Source organism: Pseudomonas sp. PA-6-3C, from assembly GCF_021605825.1.
Classification (GTDB): Bacteria; Pseudomonadota; Gammaproteobacteria; order Pseudomonadales; family Pseudomonadaceae; genus Aquipseudomonas; species Aquipseudomonas edaphica.
Map to the genome: position 1 here is coordinate 12,702 of NZ_WKDV01000008.1, position 25,967 is coordinate 38,668.

General features: G+C 60.9%; 19 protein-coding genes and 2 tRNA genes. 6 read left to right on the plus strand and 15 right to left on the minus strand.

Features of this window, described 5'->3' with window-relative positions:
- Positions 1 to 3: 3 nt before the first annotated feature.
- Positions 4 to 831, plus strand: a complete 828-nt coding sequence (gene nadE, locus GIW48_RS07615) for an ammonia-dependent NAD(+) synthetase (RefSeq protein ID WP_017138442.1) — start codon at positions 4 to 6, stop codon at positions 829 to 831.
- A 124-nt stretch (positions 832 to 955) separates the two neighbouring features.
- On the opposite strand, the gene azu is transcribed toward nadE, so the two are convergent.
- Positions 956 to 1,402: an azurin gene (gene azu / locus GIW48_RS07620; RefSeq protein ID WP_017138443.1), complete on the minus strand. Its 447-nt coding sequence runs from the start codon at positions 1,400 to 1,402 to the stop codon at positions 956 to 958.
- Between the two features lie 333 nt (positions 1,403 to 1,735).
- On the opposite strand from azu, the gene GIW48_RS07625 reads away from it, so the two are divergent.
- The gene (locus GIW48_RS07625) at positions 1,736 to 1,918 is read left to right on the plus strand and encodes a hypothetical protein (RefSeq protein ID WP_017138444.1); all 183 of its coding nucleotides are present in this window, start codon (positions 1,736 to 1,738) and stop codon (positions 1,916 to 1,918) included.
- 46 nt (positions 1,919 to 1,964) lie between these two features.
- Here GIW48_RS07625 and GIW48_RS07630 read toward each other — a convergent pair whose 3' ends face one another.
- The 13 genes from GIW48_RS07630 to rnr all read right to left on the minus strand — a co-directional run bounded on the left by GIW48_RS07630 (position 1,965) and on the right by rnr (position 20,583).
- The gene (locus tag GIW48_RS07630) at positions 1,965 to 2,855 is read right to left on the minus strand and encodes a transglutaminase family protein (RefSeq protein ID WP_170040302.1); all 891 of its coding nucleotides are present in this window, start codon (positions 2,853 to 2,855) and stop codon (positions 1,965 to 1,967) included.
- Positions 2,855 to 5,341: a circularly permuted type 2 ATP-grasp protein gene (locus GIW48_RS07635; protein WP_017138446.1), complete on the minus strand. Its 2,487-nt coding sequence runs from the start codon at positions 5,339 to 5,341 to the stop codon at positions 2,855 to 2,857. The genes GIW48_RS07630 and GIW48_RS07635 overlap by 1 nt, the downstream gene beginning before the upstream one ends.
- Positions 5,342 to 5,534: 193 nt before the next feature.
- The gene (locus GIW48_RS07640) at positions 5,535 to 8,825 is read right to left on the minus strand and encodes a transglutaminase family protein (protein WP_236461951.1); all 3,291 of its coding nucleotides are present in this window, start codon (positions 8,823 to 8,825) and stop codon (positions 5,535 to 5,537) included.
- A gap of 187 nt (positions 8,826 to 9,012) precedes the next feature.
- Complete coding sequence (locus tag GIW48_RS07645) at positions 9,013 to 9,462, minus strand: hypothetical protein (RefSeq protein ID WP_176991758.1); 450 nt, start codon at positions 9,460 to 9,462, stop codon at positions 9,013 to 9,015.
- Positions 9,459 to 10,391 carry an NAD synthetase gene (locus GIW48_RS07650; protein WP_099548100.1) on the minus strand — a complete coding sequence of 311 codons (933 nt, stop codon included), beginning with the start codon at positions 10,389 to 10,391 and terminating at the stop codon, positions 9,459 to 9,461. Before GIW48_RS07650 ends, GIW48_RS07645 begins: the two co-directional genes overlap by 4 nt.
- A gap of 161 nt (positions 10,392 to 10,552) precedes the next feature.
- Positions 10,553 to 12,856: a YgiQ family radical SAM protein gene (locus GIW48_RS07655; protein ID WP_138451339.1), complete on the minus strand. Its 2,304-nt coding sequence runs from the start codon at positions 12,854 to 12,856 to the stop codon at positions 10,553 to 10,555.
- A 426-nt stretch (positions 12,857 to 13,282) separates the two neighbouring features.
- Positions 13,283 to 14,680 (minus strand): replicative DNA helicase, encoded by a 1,398-nt coding sequence (gene dnaB / locus GIW48_RS07660; RefSeq protein ID WP_017138451.1) that lies wholly within the window; start codon positions 14,678 to 14,680, stop codon positions 13,283 to 13,285.
- 110 nt (positions 14,681 to 14,790) lie between these two features.
- Entirely contained in the window at positions 14,791 to 15,237 is a 447-nt protein-coding gene (gene rplI / locus GIW48_RS07665; protein ID WP_003171376.1) for a 50S ribosomal protein L9, read from the minus strand.
- Positions 15,238 to 15,255: 18 nt separating this feature from the next.
- Positions 15,256 to 16,149 carry a hypothetical protein gene (locus GIW48_RS07670; protein WP_099548099.1) on the minus strand — a complete coding sequence of 298 codons (894 nt, stop codon included), beginning with the start codon at positions 16,147 to 16,149 and terminating at the stop codon, positions 15,256 to 15,258.
- Positions 16,150 to 16,185: 36 nt separating this feature from the next.
- Positions 16,186 to 16,416: a 30S ribosomal protein S18 gene (gene rpsR, locus GIW48_RS07675; RefSeq protein WP_002551829.1), complete on the minus strand. Its 231-nt coding sequence runs from the start codon at positions 16,414 to 16,416 to the stop codon at positions 16,186 to 16,188.
- A gap of 28 nt (positions 16,417 to 16,444) precedes the next feature.
- On the minus strand, positions 16,445 to 16,867 hold the full coding sequence (rpsF, locus tag GIW48_RS07680; RefSeq protein ID WP_003217491.1) for a 30S ribosomal protein S6: 423 nt from the start codon (positions 16,865 to 16,867) through the stop codon (positions 16,445 to 16,447).
- Between the two features lie 327 nt (positions 16,868 to 17,194).
- On the minus strand, positions 17,195 to 17,950 hold the full coding sequence (gene rlmB, locus GIW48_RS07685) for a 23S rRNA (guanosine(2251)-2'-O)-methyltransferase RlmB (protein WP_017138453.1): 756 nt from the start codon (positions 17,948 to 17,950) through the stop codon (positions 17,195 to 17,197).
- Positions 17,947 to 20,583, minus strand: a complete 2,637-nt coding sequence (gene rnr, locus GIW48_RS07690; protein WP_099548098.1) for a ribonuclease R — start codon at positions 20,581 to 20,583, stop codon at positions 17,947 to 17,949. The genes rlmB and rnr overlap by 4 nt, the downstream gene beginning before the upstream one ends.
- Before the next feature lie 224 nt (positions 20,584 to 20,807).
- Between rnr and GIW48_RS07695 the strand changes: the two genes are divergently transcribed.
- The 4 genes from GIW48_RS07695 to GIW48_RS07710 all read left to right on the plus strand — a co-directional run bounded on the left by GIW48_RS07695 (position 20,808) and on the right by GIW48_RS07710 (position 23,857).
- Positions 20,808 to 20,894, plus strand: a tRNA-Leu gene (locus tag GIW48_RS07695).
- Positions 20,895 to 21,047: 153 nt separating this feature from the next.
- Positions 21,048 to 21,134 (plus strand) — tRNA-Leu (locus tag GIW48_RS07700).
- 144 nt (positions 21,135 to 21,278) lie between these two features.
- Positions 21,279 to 22,304, plus strand: a complete 1,026-nt coding sequence (locus GIW48_RS07705) for an extracellular solute-binding protein (RefSeq protein ID WP_138449479.1) — start codon at positions 21,279 to 21,281, stop codon at positions 22,302 to 22,304.
- The gene (locus GIW48_RS07710) at positions 22,304 to 23,857 is read left to right on the plus strand and encodes an ABC transporter permease (RefSeq protein ID WP_170039131.1); all 1,554 of its coding nucleotides are present in this window, start codon (positions 22,304 to 22,306) and stop codon (positions 23,855 to 23,857) included. Before GIW48_RS07705 ends, GIW48_RS07710 begins: the two co-directional genes overlap by 1 nt.
- Before the next feature lie 108 nt (positions 23,858 to 23,965).
- Here the strand turns inward: GIW48_RS07710 and GIW48_RS07715 are convergent, their stop codons facing one another.
- The gene (locus GIW48_RS07715) at positions 23,966 to 25,900 is read right to left on the minus strand and encodes a methyl-accepting chemotaxis protein (protein WP_017138457.1); all 1,935 of its coding nucleotides are present in this window, start codon (positions 25,898 to 25,900) and stop codon (positions 23,966 to 23,968) included.
- Between the last annotated feature and the right edge of the window lie 67 nt (positions 25,901 to 25,967).

Here is a 25,967-nt window from a genome sequence, read left to right on the forward strand (position 1 = left end):
ATCATGCAAGCCGTACAGCGTGAGATTGCGCAGCAGCTCAAGGTCCAAGCACCGTTCAACGACCAGGCCGCCCTTGAGGCCGAAGTGGCGCGCCGCGTAGGGTTTATCCAAGGCTGCCTGCGCAATTCCGGGCTCAAGAGCTTGGTGCTGGGCATCAGCGGCGGTGTCGACTCGCTGACCGCCGGCCTGCTTGCCCAGCGTGCAATGAAAGAACTGCGCGCCAGCACAGGTGATGAAGCCTACCGTTTTATCGCGGTGCGCCTGCCCTACGAAACCCAGTTCGACGAACACGACGCCCAGGCGTCGGTGGACTTTATCGACCCGGACGAACGCCACACCGTGAACATCGGCCCGGCGGTTAAATCCCTGGCCAATGAAGTGGCGGCGTTTGAAGGCAAGGCGGCGGTGTCGCGTGATTTCGTGCTGGGCAACACCAAGGCGCGCATGCGCATGGTGGCGCAGTACACCATCGCTGGCGCGGCCGGTGGTTTGGTGATCGGCACTGACCATGCGGCGGAAGCGGTGATGGGTTTCTTCACCAAGTTCGGTGACGGTGCCTGCGACCTGGCGCCGCTGAGCGGATTGGTGAAGAACCAGGTGCGTGCGATTGCGCGGCACTTTGGCGCGCCGGAGTCGCTGGTCGAGAAGATCCCGACTGCCGACCTTGAAGACCTGTCGCCGGGCAAACCGGACGAAGCCTCACACGGCGTGACCTACGCCGAGATCGATGCGTTCCTGCACGGCGAGCCGGTGCGTGAGGAAGCGTTCAAGATTATCTGCGACACGTATCGCAAGACTGAGCACAAGCGCGTCATGCCCTTCGCGCCGTGAGGTAGACCGCAATCGCAGCGGTGCGACGATTCGACAAGCCAGCTCCCACACTTGACCGAGTTCCAACAGGGGAACGCGGTCAAATGTGGGAGCTGGCTTGCCTGCGATGAACGATAACGCGGTGTTACTTGACTACCACAGTGCCTTTCATCATCGAGATGTGGCCCGGGAACGAGCAGAAGAACGCGTAATCCGTGCCGGCAGCCAGTTTCGACACATCAAAGGTCACCGAATCTTTCTCACCAGCACCAATGATCTTGGTGTGAGCAATGATGCGAGTGTCGCCGTCTTTGAGGTAGTTTTTGTCGATACCAGCGGCCATGCCGTCGCTGGCAACGCCCGGCATGTCGGCGGCGGAACTCAGCACCCAGTTATGGCCCATGACGTTTTTCGGCAAGCTGCCGGAGTGTTCAAGGTTCACGGTGAACTTCTTGCAGCTCTTGTCGATGGTGATTTCTTTGGTGTTGAAGGACATCTGGTCGGTGGAATCAACAGTGACCGCGCACTCTGCAGCAAGCAACTGGCCGCTCGCCAGTGTCAGCAGGGAAACAGCAACGATTTTGGCAAACATGTGAATCTCCAAGGCAGGGTTTAAAAAACGCGTATTGCGACTAGGGTGCCCCAAGCAGGCTGAAATTCTTATGATCTGAATCAACAGATTGTATACAACTTTAGGCTATCAGACTGATCAACACAATCTACCAGCCAAACAACAGCCACCCGCTTATGATCGCTCCATCACCCACCGGAGCGTCTGCCATGCACTTCAATCAGTTCTTCAACGGCCTCTTGGCCGCGTATGCCTGCGGTAAGTGAAGGCCAATCGCGCTGCTAAGCTGCTACCATAGCGACCCAAGGCAGCTGCGCGCCGCCCACCCTCACCTTCGACCCTAGAGGATCGCCCATGGCCAAACCTAATTACTCCTTCGCCAAACGTCAGAGAGACTTGGCCAAGGAGCAGAAGAAAGAGGAAAAGCTGCAACGCAAGAAAGCCGCTGCAGATGAAGAAGCAGGCGCACTGAACCCGGATGCTGAAGGCGAAGTGGCTGCTGATGACACCGAGACACCGAAAGACCCGGCGGAATAAATTTTGTTGAGGTGAGCAGGCCCTCCCTGCTCACCCCAACCCACTGTTACTCCAGCGGCATCACCGTCACCCGAACCTCCGGGTCATGGTTCCCTCCTCCCAGAATCACCCCACGCAACGGCGACACATCCGAGAAATCACGGCCCCAGGCCAGAGTGATGTGCTCCAGTGCCGGCTGCACGTTATTCGTCGGATCAAAATCCACCCAGCCCGCCACCGGGCAAAACACCGAGACCCAGGCGTGGGATGCATCGGCGCCGATCAGACGTGGCTGGCCGGGCGGTGGCTGGGTCAGCAGGTAGCCGCTGATGTAACGCGCGGCCAGGCCCCGCGAGCGCAGGCACGCGAGCATCAGGTGAGCGAAGTCCTGGCACACGCCGCGTCGGCGCTCCAGCACTTCCACCAAGGGCGTGGCGACCTGGGTGGCTTCGGCATCGAAGGTGAATTCGCTGAAGATCTTCTGCATCAAGGCCTGCACGCCCAGCAGCAACGGCACGCCTGGCGGGAAGCAGCTTTCGGAGAACTCGACGAAGGTGCTCTTCAGGTGCACGTAGGGCGACTCGAAGCGATAACGGCAGGCTTCGAGCATCTCCGGCGACAGCACCTGGCTGCTGTAGGTCAGGCTGTCGCGCGTCTGGTCCCAAGGCGGTGACTGCTGGAAATCCAGCGCCGGCCGCGCCAGCACTTCCACGGTCAGCCCGGCATTGACCAGCAATTCATCATGGGGCCGTTCGAACGCCAGCCGGGTGATCGGGTTGCCGAACACGTCCAGCTCATCACGACGCGACGACGGCTGCGGGCTGATATCCAATTGCTGGGAACTGCAGCGCTGCCACGCACATGGGCGCGGCCACAGGTGTGCCAACTGCTGGGCCAGGGACACCGGGCTGTCGTAGTGGTAATGGGTATCGTGAAAGATCTGATAGCGCGCACTCATCACACCGACACCGTTTGCTGGCTGACATCATCCACATGGGCAAAGTGGCGCAACGCCAGGCGATCCGACACTTGCCCGCTCTCATCGGCGACCGCTTGCAGCAGGTCCGCCAGGCCGTCCAACGCGGCACGTACGCTGGATTCGCCGAACAGCGGGTTCTCCAGGCAGCCCAGATCAAAACGCGACAGGCGCTCCACCAACGGCGCCAGGCCGGTTTCCCGTGGCACGCCAAAGTCATCATTGAGACGCCGCAGGGTGCGGCTGACCAGCTTCAACTGGAACAGCACCGCATGCGGGTTCTGCTCATCGAGCAGCAACAAGTCGAGCACCGGGATCAGTTGCGGCACGGCCAGGTAACGCGAGCGATAGGTGATGCTGCTATTGCCCAGCTCCAGCAGCCATTCCAGCCCGGCCTGATCAAATACCGCCACGCCACGCAGGAACGCGGCGAGGCTGCTGCTGAGAAATTGCAGGCGCTCAATACGCCGGCCCATCATCAAAAAGCGCCAGCCTTCATCACGGGTCATGTCATCCAGGGCAAACCCGGACAGCGCCGCCAGGGACATCACCAGGCGGTTGAGGAAGTCCAGCAACTCGCCAAAATCCGGGGCCTCGCTTTCCAACTCCAGGGCTTCGCGCTGCAACTCCACTAGCGCTTGCCAGTTCTCGCGGGACAACTTGCCACGCACCTGGGACGCCGCCCACTGCAAGCGTTGCAGGTTGGCGCGCAGGCTCGACGGCCAGTCATCGCCGAGCAAAGCGGCAAGCAGGCGCTCGGGCAGTTCGCCCTCCTCCGGCAACAAGCGCAGGGTCTCGCCCAGCTCGACAGCGGCCTGCAAGGCTTGCGGGTCGTCGCCATCGACATAACGCGCCAGCACAATGCGCAGCCAGCGCGCGCTGTCATCACAGCGTTCGCAGTAACGGCCAAACCAGAACAGGTTTTCCACTACGCGCGACGGCAGATAAGGGTCGCGCCGCACCAGATCATGTACGCCAATCGCCCGTTGCGCGCGCCAATGCTCGCCGCCGACAGCGCGATCGCCGAGCACCCACGTGTCTTTGCTCGCGCCACCACGCTGCATCGACACCACTTCGGCATCCGCCTCAGCCGCCACGCGAGTCAGGCCGCCGGGCAGTACACGGTAGCCGTCAGCGCTGGCCACCGCGTACACGCGCATGCCGATGGCACGGTGTTGCAGATGGTCGTCGACGGTGTGCCATACCGGCGCCTGGGACAATTGCGCCAGCTCCTGGGCCACATAGGCGTAAGGCCGCGCACGCATGCGCTCGGCCAGGGCCAGGCGTTGCTCTTCGTTCAAATCGCGGCCGAATACCGGCGCGAAGCTTTGCGAAGGAAACGCTGGTTTGATCAGCAATTCCGGCAGCTTTTCCAAGGCTTCGGCCAGCACCGGCGCCTCGCCGCACCACCAGGTGGCGATGGACGGCAGGATCAGTTCTTCACCAAACAAAAACTCGTTGATCTTCGGCAGAAAGCCGAGCAAACCGGGCGACTCCAGCACGCCGCTGCCCAAGGCATTGGCCACCAGCACATTGCCCTGGCGCACCGCATCCAGCAGGCCGGGCACGCCCAGCGCCGAGTCGGTGCGCAGCTCCAGCGGGTCGCAGAAATCGTCATCCAGGCGCCGCATGATCGCGTGCACCCGGCGCAGGCCGCTGAGGGTTTTGAGGAACACCGTGCTGTCGCGCACCGTGAGGTCGCCGCCTTCTACCAATGGGTAGCCGAGCTGGCGCGCCAGGTAGAGGTGTTCGAAATAGCTTTCGTTGAAACGCCCCGGCGTGAGCAGCACGATCAACGGTGGCTGGTCATCACCGGGCGCCTGGCGGGCCAGGGTTTCCTGGAGCGTGCGGAAGAAACCGGTGAGGTGTTGAACCTGCAAATCGCGGTACAGATCCGGGAATGCACGGGACACGATGGTGCGGTTTTCCAGCGCGTAACCTGCGCCCGATGGCGCCTGGGTACGGTCGGCGGTGACCCACCAACGGCCATCCGGGGTGCGCGCCAGGTCCACGGCATACAGGTGTAGAAACGCGCCGTCCGGTGGCTGAATGCCCTGGCACGGCCACAGGAAGTTGTTGTGCCCAAACACCAGCTCCGCCGGCAACAGGCCTTCTTTGATCAAGCGCTGCGGGCCGTACAGGTCGGCGAGCACGGCATTGAGCAAACGCGCCCGTTGGGCGATGCCGGCCGACAGGTGCTGCCACTCATCGGCGGCCAGCACATGGGGCAGCAAGTCCAGCTCCCACGGGCGGTCGGCGCCCTTGGGGTCGGCGTAGACGTTGTAGGTCACGCCGTTTTCCTGGATCTGCCGGGTCAGCAACGCCTGGCGCTGGGCCAGTTGCACGGGCGTACTGCGTTGCAGGTGATCGAGCAGGCGCTGCCAATGGGCACGCACCGCGCCACTGTCGTCGAGCAGTTCGTGATAGGTGCCCGCAGTGAGCGGGTAACGGTCGAGCAAGTCGGGCATGGAACGCTCGGCAGAGGCAAGGGAAGTCAGTTTAAATCAAATTCACTGCAATCAAGTGTGGGAGCTGGCTTGTTGTGGCGAGGGAGCTTGCTCCCGGTCGACTGTGTAGCAGTCGCCTGCTTTGGGGGCGCTTCGCACCCCAACGGGAGCAAGCTCCCTCGCCACAAAAGCCATCCCACATTTGGATTGTGGTTTAGTCATTTTTATTGGGGAAACGCCGCAAATCCAGGGTCATTGGTAGTTCATCGTTAATCACCAAGGGCGGCACAGGCAATTTGCCTGGGCTGTGGCCGATGCGGAAAAACCGCGCCATACGCCGGCTCTCCGCCTCATTGGCATTCACCGGCAAGCTGTCGTAATTGCGCCCACCCGGATGCGCGACGTGGTACTGGCAGCCGCCCAGCGAGCGTTGCATCCAGGTATCGAGCAAGTCGAACACCAACGGCGCATGCACCGCGATGGTCGGTTGCAAACAGTTGGCCGGTTGCCAGGCGCGATAACGCACGCCAGCGACGAACTCGCCGATACGCCCGGTCGGCTGCAACGGCACCGGGATGCCGTTGCAGGTCAGCAGGTAGCGTTGCGGCGCCAAGCCGCTCAACTTCACCTGCAAGCGTTCCAGGGATGAGTCCACGTAACGCACCGTGCCACCGACGGCGCCTTCTTCGCCCAGCACGTGCCAAGGCTCCAACGCCTGGCGCAACTCCAGTTCGATACCGCTGACGGCGTAGTCGCCGACCTTGGGGAAACGAAACGCCAGGTGCGCGGCAAACCATTCGGCGCGCAGCGGGTAACCAGCAGCATTCAGCTCGACGATCACGTCGGCAAAATCCTGCTCGATAAAGTGCGGCAGCAAAAAGCGATCGTGCAGCTCCGTGCCCCAGCGCGCCAGTTTTGCTGGTGCATACGGCTCACGCCAGAAGCGCGCGACCAAGGCCCGCAGCAGCAATTGCTGGGTGAGGCTCATGCGCGCATGGGGCGGCATTTCAAACGCACGCAGTTCCAACAGACCCAGGCGGCCAGTGGCGCCATCGGGCGAGTAGAGTTTGTCGATGCAGAATTCGGCGCGGTGGGTGTTGCCGGTCACGTCGATCAGCAGGTTGCGCAACAGCCGGTCGACCAACCATGGCGGGCATTCTTCGCCAGGCTCGGGCATTTGTGCGAAGGCGATTTCCAGCTCATACAGCGCGTCGTTACGCGCTTCATCCACCCGTGGCGCCTGGGAGGTCGGGCCGATAAACAGCCCGGAAAACAGGTACGACAAGGACGGATGGTTATGCCAGTAGCTGATCAGGCTGCGCAGCAAATCCGGGCGGCGAAGGAACGGTGAGTCTTTCGGCGTAGCGCCGCCCAGCACAAAGTGGTTACCACCGCCGGTGCCGGTGTGGCGCCCGTCGATCATGAACTTTTCGGTGGTCAGGCGGGTTTGCCGCGCCTCTTCGTAGAGGAACTCGGTGCGTTCTACCAGCTCATCCCAAGTGGCGGACGGCTGTACATTGACCTCGATCACACCCGGATCCGGCGTGACCCGGAAGTTGCTCAAGCGCGTATCGAACGGCGGCTCGTAACCTTCCAGCAACACCGGGCAATGCAGTTCTTCGGCGGTGGCTTCAATAGCGGCCACCAACTCCAGGTAATCCTCGACGCGTTCCAGCGGCGGCATAAACAGGTACAAACGCCCTTCCCGTGCTTCGGCACACAAGGCGGTGCGAGTCAGCCAATCGGCGGATTCGTCGACCTTGGGCACGCGCTCGTCGCTCGGCGCAGGCGTGCCATGGCTTTGCAGTTGCGCGGTGGTCGGCAGGTCCGGCTGATCCTGATTCGGGTCGGTGGGATGCACAAATGGGTATTCCGCCGCCGTCACCCATGGCTGCGAGGCCAACGGCAGGCGGTAACCCAACGGCGAATCACCCGGCACCAGACGGCAGTGGTTATCACGCAGGTACCAGCGCCCACTCTGCCAGCGGTCATTGGCCGCCGTGCGCGCCAGCGGCAACACTTGGCCGATGACTTTATCCAGGCCCTGGCTGAACACTTTGCGCAGACGCTCGCGCTCCAGGTCATCACTCAGGCGCGGGTCCTGGGCGGTGACGTTTTGCGGCAGCGCACCTTCGCGCCACAGGTAGTAGAAGTTGTCTTCGAAAGCCGGGAACACAAAGCGTGCCGGCAGTTTAAGGCGCTCGGCGACACTGGCCAGGAAGCGCCCGGCCATCACGCCATCGGCGCCGTAGTCCTGTTGTTCATCGGCGATCAGCGCGCTGTTGTGCCAGATCGGCACGCCGTCGCGGCGCCAGTAGCAATTGAGCGACCAGCGCGGCAGTTGCTCGCCGGGGTACCACTTGCCCTGGCCGAAATGCACCAGGCCTTTGGGCGCGTAGTGCGCGCGCATGCGCTGGAACAGCTCGGCAGACAGGCGACGCTTGTCCGGCCCCAGCGCCGCGGTGTTCCACTCGGCGCCGTCGGGATCATCGATGGAGACAAAGGTCGGCTCGCCGCCCATGGTCAGGCGTACATCATCCTTGAGCAGGTCGGCGTCGATCTGCCGGCCCAACGCCTGGATCGCCAGCCATTGCTCTTCGGTGTAGGGCTTGGTGACACGCGGCGCTTCCCAAATGCGCTCCACCGACATCTCGTGGGTAAATTCGCACTCGCAGGGTTCCACCAGCCCGCTGATTGGCGCAGCGGACGAAGGATCAGGGCTACAGGCCAATGGGATATGCCCTTCACCGGCGAACAGCCCGGAGGTGGCGTCCAGGCCGATCCAGCCCGCGCCGGGCAAGTACACCTCGCACCAGGCGTGCAGGTCGGTGAAGTCGACTTCGGTGCCGGACGGGCCATCGAGGGCTTTGACGTCGGCGGTGAGCTGGATCAAGTAGCCCGACACAAACCGCGCCGCCAGCCCCAGGTTGCGCAGTAGTTGCACCAGCAGCCACGCCGAATCGCGGCAGGAGCCGGAAGCGGCGCCCAAGGTGAATTCCGGCGTTTGTACGCCCGGTTCCATACGGATCAAATAGCCGATGTCGGCCGCCAGGCGCTGATTGAGCCCGACCAGAAAATCCACAGCCGGCAGCGGCGTGCGGTCGATGCCGGCCAGATAGGCGGCAAACTTTGGCGTCAGCGGCAAGGTTTCCAGGTACGGCGCCAGCTCACGCTGCTCATCGGCGGCGTAGCTGAAGGGGATTTTTTCGGCGTAGGGCTCGAGGAAAAAATCGAACGGGTTGAATACCGCCATCTCGGCGACGAGGTCGACCTCAATGCGCAACTCATCAGTCTTTTCCGGGAATACCAGGCGCGCCAGGTAATTGCCCTGCGGGTCTTGCTGCCAATTGATGAAGTGCTGCTCGGGCAGCACTTTGAGCGCGTAAGACAAGATCCGCGTGCGGCTATGGGCAGCCGGGCGCAAGCGCACGATCTGTGGGCCGAGTTCGACAGCGCGGTCATAGCGGTAATGCGTAACGTGGTGCAACGCGACATGAATCGACACGGCGGCCTCCTGCGAGCCAGGGCATGAACACAAAGCGCGCAAGACTTATGCCAGAGCGGCCGTCATTGCGCTTTATCGTAAGACCCGGTGCAGTACAGCACCAAAACGGCGCCAACGTGGGTGCCGTGGTGCAAGGCTTGCACATATTTGTGGCGTGCGTGTGAGGCCGGGTGGTGAATCTACCCAGTCAGCGCGTTTTGTGGCGAGCGATCGTGGCTTCGCGAAGGTGGCGGACTTCGAGCAGCTTTTGGCGCATTTCGCGGTGGCGCTTGCTGTTAAGCAGGAGCAACCCCAACAGCGGAAAGAGTACCGCCGAGCCGTAGACCAGTTTGGGAATGGGGTACTGGATCATCGGCAGCACGAACAGCAGGCAGCAACCCAGATAACCCGCCACCAGGCCGGTGGCCCATGGGCGGCCACGCGCAACCATCACGTTGGCAAAGACCAGCACCGCCACCAGCAGCAAAATTGCGAGGCCTGAGTAGTCGGATTTAAGCGACGCATCGACACCCCGCAAATACGTCACGCCGGCGAGGGATACAGCAGACGCGCCGGAAAAGATCGCCATGAAGATCGTGCCCATGAACACCGGGAAATAGCGCGCGAGAAAACTGCCCATGTCGGGGAAACCTTTCATTCGGTGAGGTCCTCGTACAAGCCGATTGCAAGGGTGGTGGCAGTGCCCACGCTACCGCTGCGGTAGCTGCCCACGATACCGAGGATGCCGCCCAATGCGTCTTTCATCTGGGTCAGGGTGGCATGCCGAATTTCCGTGGAGCTGAAGCTCTTGGTCAGTTTGCCTGCACGCTGCTGCAACTTGAGCAACTTGGGCGTCAGGCTGGGGTCGCGCAGGCTTAGCAGCTCCTTGGTCAGTTTCTTGCGTTCCTGGCGATTTAAACCCTTGAGCAATTCATACCAACTCTTGCCCAGAGCGGCAGCCTTTTTGGCCCTGAGCAGCTTCACCGTGGTCAGCGCGCCGGTGCCGATCCCCACCAGGGAAGCCGTATCAAGGATGGTTGAAACAGCGCCGAACCATTCGGCGTCATCCATCCGGTCGTTAGCGTCAGGGTCGAGTATCTCGTTGTAGGTACGCGCCACGCCAAACCCGCATTGCGCACTGCTGGCCAGCGCCGCCGTCACGCCAATGCCCACCACGAACGCGCTGGCGCCCGCCGTAAAAGGCACGGCGACGCTGCCGCTGAACACCACGATCCAACCGATAATCGCGGCGGTGCACGACAAGCCCATATCAAACGCCTCTTTTCTGAGGCGTTCTTCCCGTGGGTCGGTCTTGACCTGCTCCACAAATTGCGCGGGCGAAATGTACTTCTGTGCTTCGCGCAAAATGATGCGCTTGGGCTTAATGCTGCAGAGGGGCTTGAATTCGCGCAGGGTGATCACATTGAAGTCGGCGTCGATGTACACCACACCGGCGCCGACAATGCCGGGGTCGGCATCGATGGCGGCGAACAACCGTGGCAGGTTGATCTGGCTTTCGATACGCTGGCGCGCCATGAATTGGGAGCGGTTGGAGTCCATGCCGATGGAGAGCAGGGGGTTGCTCATGGGTGTTCTTCCTTGAATATGAGGGTGGCCGGGCCGGCTTTGTGGGAGCTGGCTTGCCTGCGATGGCGATCTAATGGGCGCCACCTTAACAAACAGGCACGCCAGCGAATAGAAAGCAAAACGCCAGCACGAGGCTGGCGTTTTGCATATTCAGGTTGCGATCAGCGCGGCACGACCGGCTTGCGCGCAGGCTTGCCGCCTTTGCCCTTCGCCGCATCACTGCGTTCTTTAGCCGCCTGCTTGTTACGCGCCTGAGCTGCCGCCTTGGCTTGCTCACGCTTGTCCCACGGGTTGCTGCCATCACTGCCGCGCGGTGGCAGGCCGGTGTGCTGGGTGAGGATCCTGGTGGTGGTCTCCTTCGCAACCTTATGGCTGCCAGCCGGCGTCGAGTTCTTGCGACGGGCGCTCTGGTAGCTGTCGGTGGACGGCTGGTGCAGCGGGATCAACTGATCCTTGCCCGGCCCGATCAGGTCGGCGCGGCCCATGCGCGTCAGTGCTTCACGCAGCATCGGCCAGCCTTTCGGGTCGTGGTAGCGCAGGAAGGCCTTGTGCAGACGGCGCTGTTCCTCGCTCTTGACGATGGTGACCGCGTCGCTCTTGTAGGTGACCTTGCGCAGCGGGTTCTTGCCCGAATGGTACATGGCGGTGGCGGTGGCCATCGGCGACGGGTAGAACGCCTGCACCTGGTCGGCGCGGAAGCCATTGCCCTTGAGCCACAGGGCCAGGTTCATCATGTCTTCATCGGTGGTGCCCGGGTGGGCGGCGATGAAGTACGGGATCAGGTACTGTTCCTTGCCCGCTTCCTTGGTGTACTTCTCGAACATGCGCTTGAACTTGTCATAGCTGCCAATGCCCGGTTTCATCATCTGGTTGAGCGGACCTTCCTCGGTGTGTTCCGGGGCGATCTTGAGGTAACCGCCGACGTGGTGGGTAACCAGCTCCTTGACGTACTCCGGCGACTCGACCGCAAGGTCGTAGCGCAGGCCGGAAGCAATCAGAATCTTCTTCACACCCGGCAACGCACGGGCGCTGCGATACAGCTGAATCAACGAGGAGTGATCGGTGTTCAGGTTCGGGCAGATGCCCGGGAACACGCATGACGGCTTGCGGCACGCGGATTCGATTTCCGGGCTCTTGCAGGCGATGCGGTACATGTTCGCGGTCGGGCCGCCGAGGTCGGAGATCACGCCGGTAAAGCCTGGCACTTTGTCGCGGATCTCTTCAATCTCGCGAATGATCGACTCTTCGGAACGGTTCTGGATGATGCGGCCTTCGTGCTCGGTGATCGAGCAGAAAGTACAGCCACCGAAGCAGCCACGCATGATGTTCACCGAGAAACGGATCATGTCGTAGGCCGGGATCTTTTCCTTGCCGTACACCGGGTGCGGGACGCGGGCGTAAGGCATGCCGAACACGTAGTCCATTTCTTCGGTGGTCATAGGGATGGGCGGCGGGTTGAACCACACGTCCACTTCGCCATGCTTCTGCACCAAAGCGCGGGCGTTGCCCGGGTTGGTTTCCAGGTGCAGCACGCGGTTGGCGTGGGCGTACAGGACCGAGTCGCCACGGACTTTTTCCATGGACGGCAGACGAATGACCGTCTTGTCACGGGTCATGCGCGGGCTGGCAAGAATTTGTACGACCTTGGCTTCTTCCGGGTCTTCAACCGGGCCTTTTTCCTGCTCGATGGCGCAGGCCTGGGTGTCCTGGGTATTCACATACGGGTTGATGATCTTGTCGATCTTGCCCGGACGGTCGATACGCGTGGAGTCCACCTCGTACCAGCCTGCAGGCGTGTCACGGCGAATGAACGCGGTGCCGCGCACGTCGGTGATGTCTTCGATCTTGTGGCCCCACGACAGGCGCTGGGCAACTTCGACGATGGCCCGCTCGGCGTTGCCGTACAGCAGGATGTCGGCGCAGGCATCGATCAGGATCGAGTTGCGCACACGGTCCTGCCAGTAATCGTAGTGGGCGATGCGGCGCAGGGACGCTTCGATGCCGCCAAGTACGATCGGCACGTTCTTGTAGGCTTCCTTGCAACGCTGGCTGTACACCAGGCTGGCGCGGTCCGGGCGTTTGCCGGCCATGCCGCCTGGGGTGTAGGCGTCGTCGGAACGGATTTTCTTGTCAGCGGTGTAACGGTTGATCATCGAGTCCATGTTGCCGGCCGCGACGCCGAAGAACAGGTTCGGCTCGCCGAGCTTCATGAAGTCGTCTTTGGACTGCCAGTTCGGCTGCGCAATGATCCCGACGCGAAAGCCCTGGGACTCCAGCAGCCGGCCGATGATCGCCATGCCAAACGACGGGTGATCCACATACGCATCACCGGTGACGATGATGATGTCGCAGGAATCCCAGCCAAGCTGATCCATCTCCTCCCTGCTCATCGGCAGGAATGGCGCAGGACCGAAACATTCGGCCCAGTACTTGGGATAGTCAAATAACGGCTTGGCTGTTTGCATGACGGTGACCGGTGTTGAGATGAAAAATCGCGGGCGCGGAATATAGCACAAATTTTGACCAATTCCGACGGTAATGGTCGGAATTGTGCTGATGCAATCGAAGGCAAGCCAGCTCCCACACTCGAACGGTGAATACCTTCAAATGTGGGAGCTGGCTTGCCTGCGATGAGCATAGGTATCTACACAACTTTTAAAAGCAGCCTATTTCTCCTGTGGCGAGCAGGCTTGTCCTGCGTTGGGCTGCGAAGCAGCCCCAAAAACAGACGCTGAGTACTTTCAGCAAAATTGCCGTGCTTGTACTGGGGCCGCTTCGCAGCCCAACGCAGGACAAGCCTGCTCGCCACAACAGCCCACCTGCCACAGACTTCGTGTTAACCGGTTGTGTAGATACCTATGCTGCGATGAGGCCCTTACAGGCGCTGAAACTTACTCGTCATCGTCGAAGTTATAGCTGCCCGGCGCCAGGTTCTCGAAGCGCGTGTACTTACCGATAAACGCCAGGCGGATAAAGCCGATTGGCCCGTTCCGCTGCTTGCCGATGATGATCTCGGCAATGCCTTTGTGCTCCGTCTCGGGGTGATACACCTCGTCGCGGTACACGAACATGATCACGTCAGCATCCTGCTCGATCGCTCCGGATTCCCGCAAGTCGGAGTTCACCGGGCGCTTGTTCGGGCGTTGCTCAAGGGAACGGTTGAGCTGGGACAGCGCCACCACCGGGCAGTTGAATTCCTTGGCCAGGGCTTTGAGCGACCGGGAGATTTCGGAAATCTCGTTGGTGCGGTTGTCACCGCTGGAGCCTGGAATCTGCATCAGCTGCAGGTAGTCGATCATGATCAGGGCGATGTCGCCGTGCTCACGCACCAGCCGGCGAGTACGTGCACGCATCTCTGATGGGCTGATACCGGCGGTGTCATCGATAAACAGCTTGCGGTCGTTAAGCAAGTTGACCGCCGACGTCAGGCGCGGCCAATCGTCGTCTTCCAGGCGACCGGCTCGCACCTTGGTCTGGTCGATACGGCCAAGCGAGGAAAGCATACGCATGATCAGCGATTCACCAGGCATCTCCAGCGAGTAAACCAGTACGGCTTTGTCGCTGCGCAGCACGGCGTTTTCCACCAGGTTCATCGCAAAGGTGGTTTTACCCATGGATGGACGGCCGGCGACGATGATCAAGTCAGACGGCTGCAGGCCGCTGGTCTTCTCGTCGAGGTCGGTGTAGCCGGTGGAAATACCCGTGATGGCGTTGTCGGTGTTGAACAAGGTGTCGATGCGGTCGATGGCCTTGGTCAACAGGTCGTTGACGCTGACTGGGCCACCGGTTTTCGGCCGCGCTTCGGCGATCTGGAAGATCTGGCGTTCAGCCTCATCAAGGATCTCGGCGGCGGTGCGGCCTTCGGGGTTGAAGGCGCTGTCGGCGATTTCGGTGCTGATTCCGATCAACTGGCGCAGGGTGGCGCGCTCGCGAACGATCTGCGCATACGCCTTGATGTTGGCGACGGATGGCGTGTTTTTCGCCAGCTCACCCAGGTAGCCCAGACCGCCGACTTGGGAGGTCTGGCCTTCCTTGTCCAGCTGTTCGGCCAGGGTTACCACGTCGATCGGCGAGTTCTGGTCGGCCAGCTTGGCAATGGCGCGGAAGATCAGGCGGTGGTCATGGCGATAGAAATCACCGTCCGAGACTTGATCCAGCACGCGTTCCCAGGCGTTGTTATCCAGCATCAAGCCACCGAGCACGGCCTGTTCGGCCTCGATGGAATGCGGCGGCACCTTCAGGGCAGCGGTTTGCAGATCGTATTGCTCAGGAGCTGAAATATCGTTCATGGCCACTTGGAATTAGGGGTGTGTAGAAAAACAAAAGGCACGACCTGTAAACAGGATCGTGCCCGATGTTAACCGCCTGGCACGCGAGGTGCCAGTCAGTTAGGTGTTGCTTAAGCTGCTACCACTACAACGCGTACGGTGGCTTCAACTTCAGCGTGCAGGTGCACGGCTACGTCGAATTCGCCTACGTTGCGGATGGTGCCGTTCGGCAGACGAACTTCGCTCTTCTGCACTTCAACGCCGGAGGCGGTCAGTGCATCAGCGATGTCGTGGGTGCCGATCGAACCGAACAGCTTGCCTTCGTCACCGGCGGTGGCAGTGATAGTCACTTCCAGCTCAGCCAGTTGGGCAGCGCGAGTTTCGGCCGAAGCTTTTTTGTCTGCTGCGGCTTTTTCCAGCTCAGCACGACGCTCTTCAAACGCAGCCAGGTTGGCAGCGGTTGCAGCGGTGGCTTTGCCGTATGGCAGCAGGTAGTTACGACCGTAGCCGGCCTTAACGTTCACTTTGTCGCCCAGGTTGCCCAGGTTGGCGACTTTTTCCAGAAGGATCAGTTGCATGTGAAAATCCTCTAACTTTTAACCTTCACCGTTCGCGTTATCGGCGTCTTTCGACGCCAGACGACCGCGAAAATCAATCAGGCCGTCGACAATGGCCAAAACCACGAGTAACGGATAGATCAGCTGCATAAACAGCAACATCGTGACGTACAACCCCACCAGCCAGAACTTGGCCAGGCGCTTTCGCGCAACCAGCCCGTGAATCAGGGCCAGCCCGGCAAACACCAGCGGTACACTGCAAATCGGCGCCAGCAAGGCCATCTGTGGGCCGAAGTTCGGCCCGACAACCATGCACGCCAGCAGCAACATCGCCGGCCCCGCTGGGATTCTGATACTGCGAAATTCGCGACCAAAACCACCCGGGTTGTACAACAACGCTTGCCAATAACGCCCAACAATCAGGCTCAGCACGCTGACGACCTGCAACAATGCCGCAATCAGGCCGGTCAGGACCGGGGCAATCAGTGACGCAAACCGCGCTCGCTCATCTACCGACAATTGCTGGTAGAGATCCCCGAGGGCCATCGGCAGGATCTTGACGATCTCTTGCGACAGCGCTTCGATTTGCGGGCGGAAAGCCGCGCCAAGCATCACTGAGTACACCAACCCCAATGCCACGCTGACCAGCAGCGTGCGGACCCAGGACTCACTTGCGCGTAAAACCAACGCAAGGCTCGATGACCCCAGCAGTACCAGAAGTACCCGTGGATCACCGAATTGAAGCCACCAGATCAAGGCCGGCAACAATCCCAGGGCAAGAACGCCAAGGGCGTCCTTCAAACCGCGCCGCAGGAGCACAAGGCAACCTGCAGCAGCACCCAACCAATAAAGCAGCGGCAATGCCGCACATCCGGCCACTACCAGAGTGGCCTGCACGCGACCGCGCATGATGAACTCAGCTAAGGCGCGCATGCATTCAATCCCTTACTACTTGTCGACTGCCCGGTCTCAGCGGCCGTGGCTGTCGGTGTAGGCCAGCAGGGCCAGGAAGCGGGCGCGCTTGATAGCGGTGGCCAGCTGACGCTGATAACGTGCTTTGGTACCGGTGATACGGCTTGGAACGATTTTGCCGGTCTCGGATACGTAGGCTTTCAGAGTGTTGAGATCTTTGTAATCGATCTCTTTCACGTCTTCAGCGGTGAAGCGGCAGAATTTACGACGACGGAAGAAACGTGCCATTTGATAGGCTCCTTAAAAGGTCCGTGGATTACTCGTCAGCGTTATCGCTGTTGTCGCTGTCATCACTATCAGCGCTTTCAGCGCCTTCGTGCTCAGGACGGTCGCGACGCTCACGGCGCTCACTGCGGTTTTCTTCAGCCTTGAGCATCTCGGATTGGCCGGTAACGGCTTCTTCGCGACGGATGACCAGGTTACGGATCACTGCATCGTTGTAGCGGAAGTTGTCTTCCAGCTCGGCCAGGGCCTTGCCAGTGCACTCAACGTTCAGCATCACGTAGTGAGCCTTGTGAACATTGTTGATTGCGTAGGCCAGTTGACGACGGCCCCAATCTTCCAGACGGTGGATTTTGCCGCCGTCTTCTTCGATCAGCTTGGTGTAACGCTCAACCATGCCGCCGACTTGCTCGCTTTGATCCGGGTGGACCAAAAAGATGATTTCGTAATGACGCATGAATGCTCCTTACGGGTTGTAGCCTGCCGCTCAAAAACGGTCAGACAAGGAGTGAATGACACTTATGGATCTTGCCGCAGGGAGGCACATAGGTGCCTGCCAGGAAGGCAAGGGGCGCAATTGTAGAGAAGGGGGAGAAACGGCGCAAGGTGATTGGTGATTATTTGAACAATCTTCCAAACACCCTGAAACGACTGCGGGAGCTGAAATTCTGTGGGAGCTGGCTTGCCTGCGATGCAGGCACCTCGGTGTATCAGTGATACAGAGGTGATGCTATCGCAGGCAAGCCAGCTCCCACACAAGCCCGGCCGCACATTTTTGATCGGGTTACTTCTTGCTCTTGGCCTTGGCACCGCGCTGACGCTGGGCCTCGAACAAGCACACGCCGGTGGCAACCGACACGTTGAGGCTGCTGACGCTACCGGCCATCGGCAATTTCACCAGGTAATCGCAGTGCTCGCGGGTCAGGCGACGCATGCCTTTGCCTTCGGCCCCCATGATCAGGATGGTCGGGCCGGTGAGGTCCTGGTCATAAATGCTGACCTCGGCTTCGCCTGCAGTGCCCACGATCCAAAGGCCGCGCTGCTGGAGTTTCTCCAGGGTACGCGCCAGGTTGGTCACGGCCACCAGTGGAATCACTTCCGCCGCGCCGCACGCGACTTTACGCACGACCGGCGTCAGGGTTGCCGACTTGTCCTTAGGCACGATCACCGCCAGCGCACCGGCGGCATCGGCCGAACGCAGGCAAGCGCCGAGGTTGTGCGGGTCGGTCACGCCGTCCAGCACCAGCAACAGTGGTGCGCCTTCGGTACGGTCGAGCAGCTCGTCGAGCATCGCTTCGCCCCAGACCTGGCTCGGGCTTACGTCCGCAACCACGCCTTGGTGAACGCCCTCGACCCACACGTCCATTTCACGGCGCTCGGCCTGGCCGATGGCAACCTTGTTTTGCGTAGCCAGCTCGACCAGCGCTTGTACACGCGGCTCGCTGCGGCCTTCGGCCAACCACACCTGCTTGACGCGTTTAGGGTGATGACGCAGCAGTGCTTCTACGGCGTGCACGCCGTAGATTTTTTCCAGACTCATGACTTGGCCTTAGGTTTGCGCGACCCGCCGCTTTTCGCGGGGGCCGAACCCGCTTTAGGCGGGCCTTTACGGTGTTTACTCGGTTTGCTCGACGGCTTTTCCGCCCCGTGGGACTTTCCCCCAGACGCCGCTTTACCACCGCTTTTGGCTTCGTTGAGCAACTGCTGCTTCAACTCACGGCTCTTGCGCACTTCAGCGTTTTTCGCCGCTGCATCGCTCGGGCGGTAGGCCTCTGGGGCCTTCTCCTTGGTGGACGAACGACGAGCGGCCTTGGCTGGCGCAGGCTCGGTGGGCGCTGCTTTCGCAGGCGCGCCCTTGCCTTTGCTGGCTGGCGCAGTCGGTTCGCTGCCACGCTTTTTACGGCCAGTCGGTGTTTCGGTCGGCTTGTCGGGCATGCCGAAGTCGATCTTGCGCTCGTCGAGGTCGACGCGCATGACCTGCACTTCCACGGTGTCACCCAAACGGAAGCTGCGACCGGTACGCTCGCCCGCCAGGCGGTGATGCACAGGGTCGAAGTGGTAGTAATCGCCCGGCAGCGCAGTGACGTGCACCAAGCCTTCGACGTAAATGTCGGTCAGCTCGACGAACAGGCCAAAACCCGTCACGGCAGTGATCACACCAGGGAACGACTCGCCCACGCGGTCTTTCATGAACTCGCACTTGAGCCAGTTCACTACGTCGCGGGTGGCTTCGTCGGCGCGGCGCTCGCTCATGGAGCACTGCTCGCCCAGCTGTTCCAGGGCCGCTTCGTCGTACGGATAGATCCGTGCCTTCGGAATGGTCATGGCACCGGCGCGCTTGACGTGCGGGGTGTTCTGCTTGGAGTGGATCACGCTGCGGATCGCCCGGTGCGTGAGCAGGTCCGGGTAACGACGAATCGGCGAAGTGAAGTGGGTGTACGCCTCGTAATTCAGGCCGAAGTGGCCCTGGTTATCGGCGCTGTACACCGCCTGGCTCAGAGAGCGCAGCATCACGGTCTGGATCACGTGGTAATCCGGACGGTCCTTGATGCTGGCCAGCAGCGCCTGGTAATCCTTCGGCGTCGGGCCGTCCTTGCCTTTGTGCAGGGACAGGCCAAGCTCACCGAGGAAAGCGCGCAGTTTTTCCAAACGCTCCGGCGGCGGGCCGTCGTGCACGCGGTACAGGGCAGGAATTTCGTGCTTTTTGAGGAACTCTGCGGTGGCCACGTTGGCCGCCAGCATGCACTCCTCGATCAGCTTGTGCGCATCGTTGCGCGTGGTCGGCGTAATGGCCGCGATCTTGCGCTCGGAACCGAAGACAATCCGGGTTTCCTGGGTTTCAAAGTCGATTGCGCCACGCACATGACGTGCGCCCAGCAACACCTTGTACAGCGCGTAAAGCTGCTTGAGGTGCGGCACTACGTCGGCATATTCGCCACGCAAGGCCTTGGCTTCGCTGGTCTTCGGCGCTTCCAGGATGGTGCTGACCTTGTTGTAGGTCAGGCGCGCCTGGGAGTGGATCACCGCTTCGTAGAACTGGTAGTCGGTCATTTCGCCGGTTTTGGAGATGGTCATCTCGCACACCATGGCCAAACGGTCGACTTTCGGGTTCAGGGAGCACAGGCCGTTGGACAGCTGCTCAGGCAGCATCGGGATCACGCGCTCAGGGAAGTACACGGAGTTGCCGCGCACCTGGGCTTCGTTATCCAGGGCCGAACCGATCTTCACATAGCTGGAGACGTCGGCAATCGCGACGAACAACTTCCAGCCGCCGGAGAACAGGCGCAGCTTGCCAGGCTTGGCTTCGCAATAGACCGCATCGTCGAAGTCGCGGGCATCTTCGCCGTCGATGGTGACGAACGGCAGATGGCGCAGGTCGATGCGTTTTTCCTTGTCTTTCTCTTCCACTTCCGGCTTGAGCTTGGCGGCTTCCTTGAGCACAGCCTCGGGCCAGACGTGAGGAATATCGTAGGTGCGCAGCGCAACGTCGATTTCCATGCCCGGCGCCATGTAGTTGCCGACCACTTCAACAATATCGCCCTGTGGCTGGAAGCGCGCGGTTGGCCAGTGGGTGATTTTCACCTCGACGAACTGGCCGACCTTGGCGGCGCCATTGCGACCCGGGGTGATCAGCACTTCCTGCTGGACCTTCGGGTTATCCGGCACTACAAAGCCGATGCCGCCTTCTTCGAAGTAACGGCCAACGATGGACTCGTGGGCACGGGACACCACTTCGACGATCACGCCTTCACGGCGACCACGACGGTCCAGGCCGGAAACGCGGGCCAGGGCACGGTCGCCGTCGAATACCAGGCGCATTTGCGCCGGGCTCATGAACAGGTCGTCGCTGCCGTCATCCGGGATCAGGAAGCCGAAGCCATCCCGATGGCCGGCGATGCGGCCCAGGATCAAGTCGAGCTTATCCACAGGCGCATAGGTGCCACGACGGGTGTAGATCAGTTGAGCATCGCGCTCCATGGCACGCAAACGGCGGCGCAGGGCTTCGAGCTGGTCTTCGGTGGTCAGACCGAACTCTTCAACCAACTGCTCGCGGCTAGCAGGCGAACCACGATCGGCGAGATGCGCCAGGATCAGTTCGCGGCTAGGAATAGGGTTTTCATATTTTTCCGCTTCACGAGCGGCCTCGGGATCGAGGGACTGCCAATCGGCCATTAGAGAGTTTTCACCTTGTCTATATGCGGGTTAGTTTGGCATACGCGTATTGAAACGGGAAATTTCAGGTGTCAACAAGCGTTTAAAAGGCCTTTGCAGCCCTCGGAAAGCGCCTTGAATGACCATTGGCGAAATTTTCCGGGCTTTTTTCATCGCAGGGCTTTACAGCTCAAAATCGCCTCCGTATAGTGCGCGCCATCGACGACGGCAACGTTGTTGATGCTGCCCAGGTGGTGAAATTGGTAGACACGCCAGCTTCAGGTGCTGGTGATCGCAAGGTCGTGGAAGTTCGAGTCTTCTCCTGGGCACCAAATTCAGATTAAACCCGCGAAAGCGGGTTTTTTCGTTTCAGGCCTCTGATTTTTAACAAGAATATTGAATTATATTTTTGATATCAGGGGTTTACAGATTAAAAAGCGCTCCGTATAGTTCGCTCCATCAACAGCGCAAGCGTTGTTGATAATGCCCAGGTGGTGAAATTGGTAGACACGCCAGCTTCAGGTGCTGGTGATCGCAAGGTCGTGGAAGTTCGAGTCTTCTCCTGGGCACCAAATTCAGATCAAACCCGCGAAAGCGGGTTTTTTCGTTTCCGGGGTTTGAAAACTTCCCCAAGGATTCTCCCCTCATCCGCACTTGAGAAGTTTTATCGTTTATCCTTGCAATGATTTGTTGCATACAAGCGAGGAACACTTCGGATGATGATCCGCGATAACCGTCTCAAGACATCCCTTCTGCGTGGCCTGACCCTCACCCTGCTTGGCTTGACGCTGCTCTCGCCCACCGCCTACTCCGCCGACAAGGTGTCCCTGACCCTGTACAACGGCCAGCACAAAGAAGTCGGCGATGAACTCGCCAAGGCCTTCGAAGCCAAGACCGGCATTCACGTCAACGTGCGCAAAGGCAGCAGCAACCAGCTCGCCAGCCAGGTCGTGGAAGAAGGCGAGCGCTCCCCTGCCGATGTGATCTACACAGAAGAATCGCCGCCGCTGAACAAACTCGGCGAGCAAGGCCTGCTGGCCAAGATTGATGCGAGCACGCTGGACGTATTGCCCAAGGATTACGTCGGCAGCAACGGTGACTGGATGGGCGTGACCGCTCGTACCCGCGTCGTGGCCTTTAACCCCAAACTGATCGCCGAAAAAGACCTGCCCAAATCGGTACTCGATTTCGCTGGCCCCGAGTGGCAAGGCAAAGTCGGCTTCGTGCCCACCAGTGGCGCATTTCAGGAGCAGGCCGTGGCGATTATCAAGCTGCACGGTCGCGAAGCTGCTGAAGAATGGCTGACCGGCCTGCGCGCCTTCGGCAAGGTGTACAGCAACAATATGGTCGCGCTCAAGGCCGTGGAAAACGGCGAAGTGGCCACCGTGCTGGTGAACAACTACTACTGGTTCGCCCTGAAGAAAGAAAAAACCAACCTGGATTCTCAGCTGCATTACTTCACCGATGGCGATGTGGGCGGCCTGATCACCGTGTCCTCGGCGGCGGCGCTCAAATCCAGCAAGCACCCCAAAGAAGCCCAGCAACTCCTGGCATTCATGGCCAGTGAAGAAGGCCAGCGCGTCATCACCAATACCTCGGCCGAATACCCGCTGCGCAAGGGCATGCAATCCAATCGCGGCCTCAAGCCGTTCAGCGAGCTGCAACCGCCGAAAGTCACCCCGGCAGACCTTGGCAACGCCGAAGAAGCCCTGGACCTGGAACGTGACGTTGGCTTGAACTGATGAACCCATCGCTACCCGCCGGGGTATTCACCCCCCGGCGCAAACGCCCGCCGATCTGGTTGTTGTTACCCGTGCTGTTTCTGGTTGGCCTGAGCCTGCTGCCGCTGGTATATGTCGGGACCAAGGCCTGGCAGGCCGGCTGGGCGGAGGCGGTGCACCTGCTGTGGCGGCCGTATGTGTTCGGGCTGTTGCGCAACACCTTGGCTTTGATGGTTGGGGTGACGGTGGCTTGCGGCGTGATCGGCCTGTCACTGGCGTGGCTACTGGAGCGCAGCAACCTGCCGGGGCGACGCATCTGGGGAGTAATCCTGTGCCTGCCGTTTGCGGTACCGGCCTTTGTCAGCAGCTTTACCTGGGTCTCGCTGAGCGCCAACTTCGAAGGGCTTGGCGGGGCAATACTGGTGATGACCCTGTCCAAGTACCCACTGGTGTTTCTGCCGGTGGCGGCGACATTGCGCAATCTTGATCCATCCCTTGAAGAGTCGGCCCGCACGCTGGGACTGAATCGCTGGGGCGTTTTTTTCCGAATTACACTGCCGTTGCTCTGGCCCTCGCTGCTGGCCGGAGCCCTGCTGATCGCGCTGCATATGCTGGTGGAATTCGGCGCGCTGTCGATCATCGGCCTGCAAACCTTTACCACCGCGATCTACCAACAGTTCGAACTGGAATTCAGCAACGCCAATGCCGCGATGCTCTCGGCGGTGCTGCTGGTGATGTGCCTGACGCTGCTGTGGCTGGAGCTGCGGGTGCGCGGCAAGGGCCGGCATGTGCGCATCGGCCAGGGCGCGGCGCGGCATGCTGAACAGGTAAAGCTGGGCAAATGGTCGACCGTGGGCCAGCTGTACTGCCTGGCGCTGGCGATCATTGGCAGCGGCATTCCGCTGGGGATGCTCGCTTATTGGCTGGCAGTGGGCTCATCGGCGGCATTCCCGGTGGCCGAGATTGGTGAGGCACTGCTGTCCTCTCTGGCACTGTCGTTGGGCGGCGCTGCGCTTTGCCTGGTATTAGCTGTACCGGTGGGGCTGCTGGTGGTGCGCTACAAAGGCCAGTTGGCGATTTGGGCTGAGCGCCTGCCTTATCTGCTGCATGCCCTGCCAGGGTTGGTGATTGCGCTGACACTGGTGTATTTCGCCCTGCACTATGTGCCGGCGCTGTATCAGACCTCGGCGCTGCTGCTGATTGCTTATGCGCTGTTGTTTTTGCCGCTCGCTCAGGCGCCGATTCGAACCGCACTGAACAAAGCTGCGCCGCAATTGGAAGAGGCGGCACGCACGCTGGGCTCCTCGTCGTTCAGCGCGTTTTGCCGGGTGACCTTGCCGATTATTTTCCCGGCCTTGGGGGCGGCGTTCGCGTTGGTGTTTCTGGATGCGATGAAGGAGCTGACGGCGACTTTGCTCCTCAGCCCAACGGGGCTGAATACCCTGGCGACTGCCGTGTGGGCGCATACCTCGAATGTTGAGTTTGCGGCGGCGGCGCCGTATGCGGCGCTGTTGATTCTGGTGTCGGGGTTGCCGGTGTATCTGCTGACGACGCGGATGTATTTGAGCCGCTGAGACCGCTATCGCAGGCAAGCCAGCTCCCACATTCGATTGCATTCCAACGCTGGAACTCGGTCAAATGTGGGAGCTGGCTTGCCTGCGATGAGGCCGGCGCAGACGACGCTAAGCCCGAAACTGCCCCAAACTCGCCTTCAACTGCGCTGCCAACCCATCCAGCACCTTGCCACTGGCCGTCGTCTCCACCACCGCCTGCGCGGCCCGCTCGGCCTGGGCGTGGATCACCTCGACCCGGCCACGCACCGCATGCGCGCCCTGGGCCTGGTGCTCGGCCGCACGCGTCGCCAGGCCAATCGCCGCATGCACTTGCTCCACCGAAGCCTGCACCGACTGTTGCAAGCGCACACTGTCGCGCAGCACCAACAACCCTTCATTCGCCTGGCGCCCGGCCTTGCCGATGGTTTCCACCGCTTCCCGTGCGCCCTGCTGCAACGCCACGATATGCGCCTGGATATCCCCAGTGGAGCTTTGGGTTTTACTCGCCAGCGCCCGCACTTCGTCCGCCACCACCGCAAAACCTCGCCCGGTCTCACCGGCACGCGCCGCTTCAATCGCCGCATTCAGGGCCAGCAGGTTGGTCTGCTCGGCAATCCCGTGAATCACCGTCAACACCACTTCGATCTGCTCGCTTTGCTGCGCCAACCGCTCGATCACCTGGGAACCGGCCTGCACTTGCCCCGCCAGCGCTTCGATCAGGCTGCCGACCTCAGCCGAGGTCCGTGAGTTTTCGTCCGTGGCCTGGCGAATACCCACCACCTGCTGCAACGCTGCCTGCATTGCATGGCTTTCGGCCTGGGCCTCATCGGCCATTTGCGACAGAGCGCGCAAGCTTTCGGCAACTTCGTCGCGCTGCAAACCGGCCGCCTTGTCAGCCCCGGCATTGCGCAAGGTCATGGCGCCGATTTCGACGCCGGTGCGCTGTGCCACATCGCCGGCCTCACGCACGATTGGCTGCAACTTATCCACAAAGCGATTGACCGCCGAGGCCATGTCGCCGATTTCGTCCTTGCTATTGATCTGCACACGCTTGGTGAGGTCGCCCTCGCCCGCCGCCAGGTCGTCCATAGCGGCAATCAACAACTTCAGCCGATTGACCACACGGCGCCCCAGCACGATGGCGATCAGCAGCAATACGCCAAACCCGACAAGGGCGAGCCCCAGGCCGATGCGCCAGCGCAACGCTCCCGCAGCGTCCTGTACGGCGCTGCTGGTGTTGGCGGTCATCTGGGTGGCAGTGGCTTGCGCCGATTGCAGGCGCGCGCCCATGGCCGCTGCGCTGTCGGCGGCGGCGCCTTTGAGGCTGTCACCGACCAACTGATCACTGCTCGCGATCAGTGCGGCAAAACGCTTGTCCAGCGCCGCCAGGTCGGCCTCTACGGCTTTGGTCGAGACGCCCATACGGACTTTGCCGATCTCCGTGCCGTTGGGGCTGATGGACGCCTCGACGTAGAACACCGAAGGGTCGTTTTTAGCCGCATCCAGGACCTTATCCAAGGCTCGGTCGCCCTTGCCCTTGTCGAGCAGTGCCTGGTTGATCGGGTTTTCGCGATTGAGGTAACGGGTCAGGTGCTCGCCAGCGGCGTCGTCATACACCACGAACAACACGTTGGGATTACGCTGGGCGCGCCGGGCGAACTCCGACAATGTCGGCACGTCGCTGTCCCACATGGCGCGGGGCGCCACCGACGCCAGCAGTTGGGCCATGTCATTGGCCGAGTCCTGCAGGTCTTTTTCCAGGGTCGCACGCAGTTGCTTCTGCTCCTCTTGCAGGCGCGTGGAAAGCCCTGCGGTCAGGCGCTGGCGCGTGCTCGAAGACAAGCTGTCCAGGCTCGAGGTGACTTCCTTGCCGGCTTGCGCCAGCTCGCCAGACAGTTTCTGGCTGTCGGCACCCAGGCGGCTGCTTAAATCCGCTTCCAACGCCGTCACGGTGCTTCGCGTCAGGGCAACGGCCACCAGCACTTGCACCAAAAGAGCGATACCTAGGGTAACGAACACCGGCCGCAACAGCCGGCTTTGTAACAATGAGAGAACGGCAGACACGGTAAATCCCTCCACCACGGGTGCCATTAATTTGATAGCACCGCGAAAGAAAGAACCGTAGCAAGGG

Excerpts from the sequence above, each read along its gene's own strand:
- GIW48_RS07635 (WP_017138446.1), bottom strand. The coding sequence starts at position 5,341 with ATGCCCGACTTGCTCGACCGTTACCCGCTCACTGCGGGCACCTATCAC.
- rplI (WP_003171376.1), bottom strand. The coding sequence starts at position 15,237 with ATGCAACTGATCCTTCTGGAAAAAGTCGCCAACCTGGGCAACCTGGGC.
- rnr (WP_099548098.1), bottom strand. The coding sequence starts at position 20,583 with ATGGCCGATTGGCAGTCCCTCGATCCCGAGGCCGCTCGTGAAGCGGAA.
- dnaB (WP_017138451.1), bottom strand. The coding sequence starts at position 14,680 with ATGAACGATATTTCAGCTCCTGAGCAATACGATCTGCAAACCGCTGCC.
- GIW48_RS07645 (WP_176991758.1), bottom strand. The coding sequence starts at position 9,462 with ATGAAAGGTTTCCCCGACATGGGCAGTTTTCTCGCGCGCTATTTCCCG.
- GIW48_RS07655 (WP_138451339.1), bottom strand. The coding sequence starts at position 12,856 with ATGCAAACAGCCAAGCCGTTATTTGACTATCCCAAGTACTGGGCCGAA.
- rlmB (WP_017138453.1), bottom strand. The coding sequence starts at position 17,950 with ATGAGTCTGGAAAAAATCTACGGCGTGCACGCCGTAGAAGCACTGCTG.
- GIW48_RS07625 (WP_017138444.1), top strand. The coding sequence starts at position 1,736 with ATGGCCAAACCTAATTACTCCTTCGCCAAACGTCAGAGAGACTTGGCC.
- rpsF (WP_003217491.1), bottom strand. The coding sequence starts at position 16,867 with ATGCGTCATTACGAAATCATCTTTTTGGTCCACCCGGATCAAAGCGAG.
- GIW48_RS07670 (WP_099548099.1), bottom strand. The coding sequence starts at position 16,149 with ATGCGCGCCTTAGCTGAGTTCATCATGCGCGGTCGCGTGCAGGCCACT.
- GIW48_RS07705 (WP_138449479.1), top strand. The coding sequence starts at position 21,279 with ATGATGATCCGCGATAACCGTCTCAAGACATCCCTTCTGCGTGGCCTG.
- GIW48_RS07650 (WP_099548100.1), bottom strand. The coding sequence starts at position 10,391 with ATGAGCAACCCCCTGCTCTCCATCGGCATGGACTCCAACCGCTCCCAA.
- GIW48_RS07710 (WP_170039131.1), top strand. The coding sequence starts at position 22,304 with ATGAACCCATCGCTACCCGCCGGGGTATTCACCCCCCGGCGCAAACGC.
- rpsR (WP_002551829.1), bottom strand. The coding sequence starts at position 16,416 with ATGGCACGTTTCTTCCGTCGTCGTAAATTCTGCCGCTTCACCGCTGAA.
- azu (WP_017138443.1), bottom strand. The coding sequence starts at position 1,402 with ATGTTTGCCAAAATCGTTGCTGTTTCCCTGCTGACACTGGCGAGCGGC.
- nadE (WP_017138442.1), top strand. The coding sequence starts at position 4 with ATGCAAGCCGTACAGCGTGAGATTGCGCAGCAGCTCAAGGTCCAAGCA.
- GIW48_RS07630 (WP_170040302.1), bottom strand. The coding sequence starts at position 2,855 with ATGAGTGCGCGCTATCAGATCTTTCACGATACCCATTACCACTACGAC.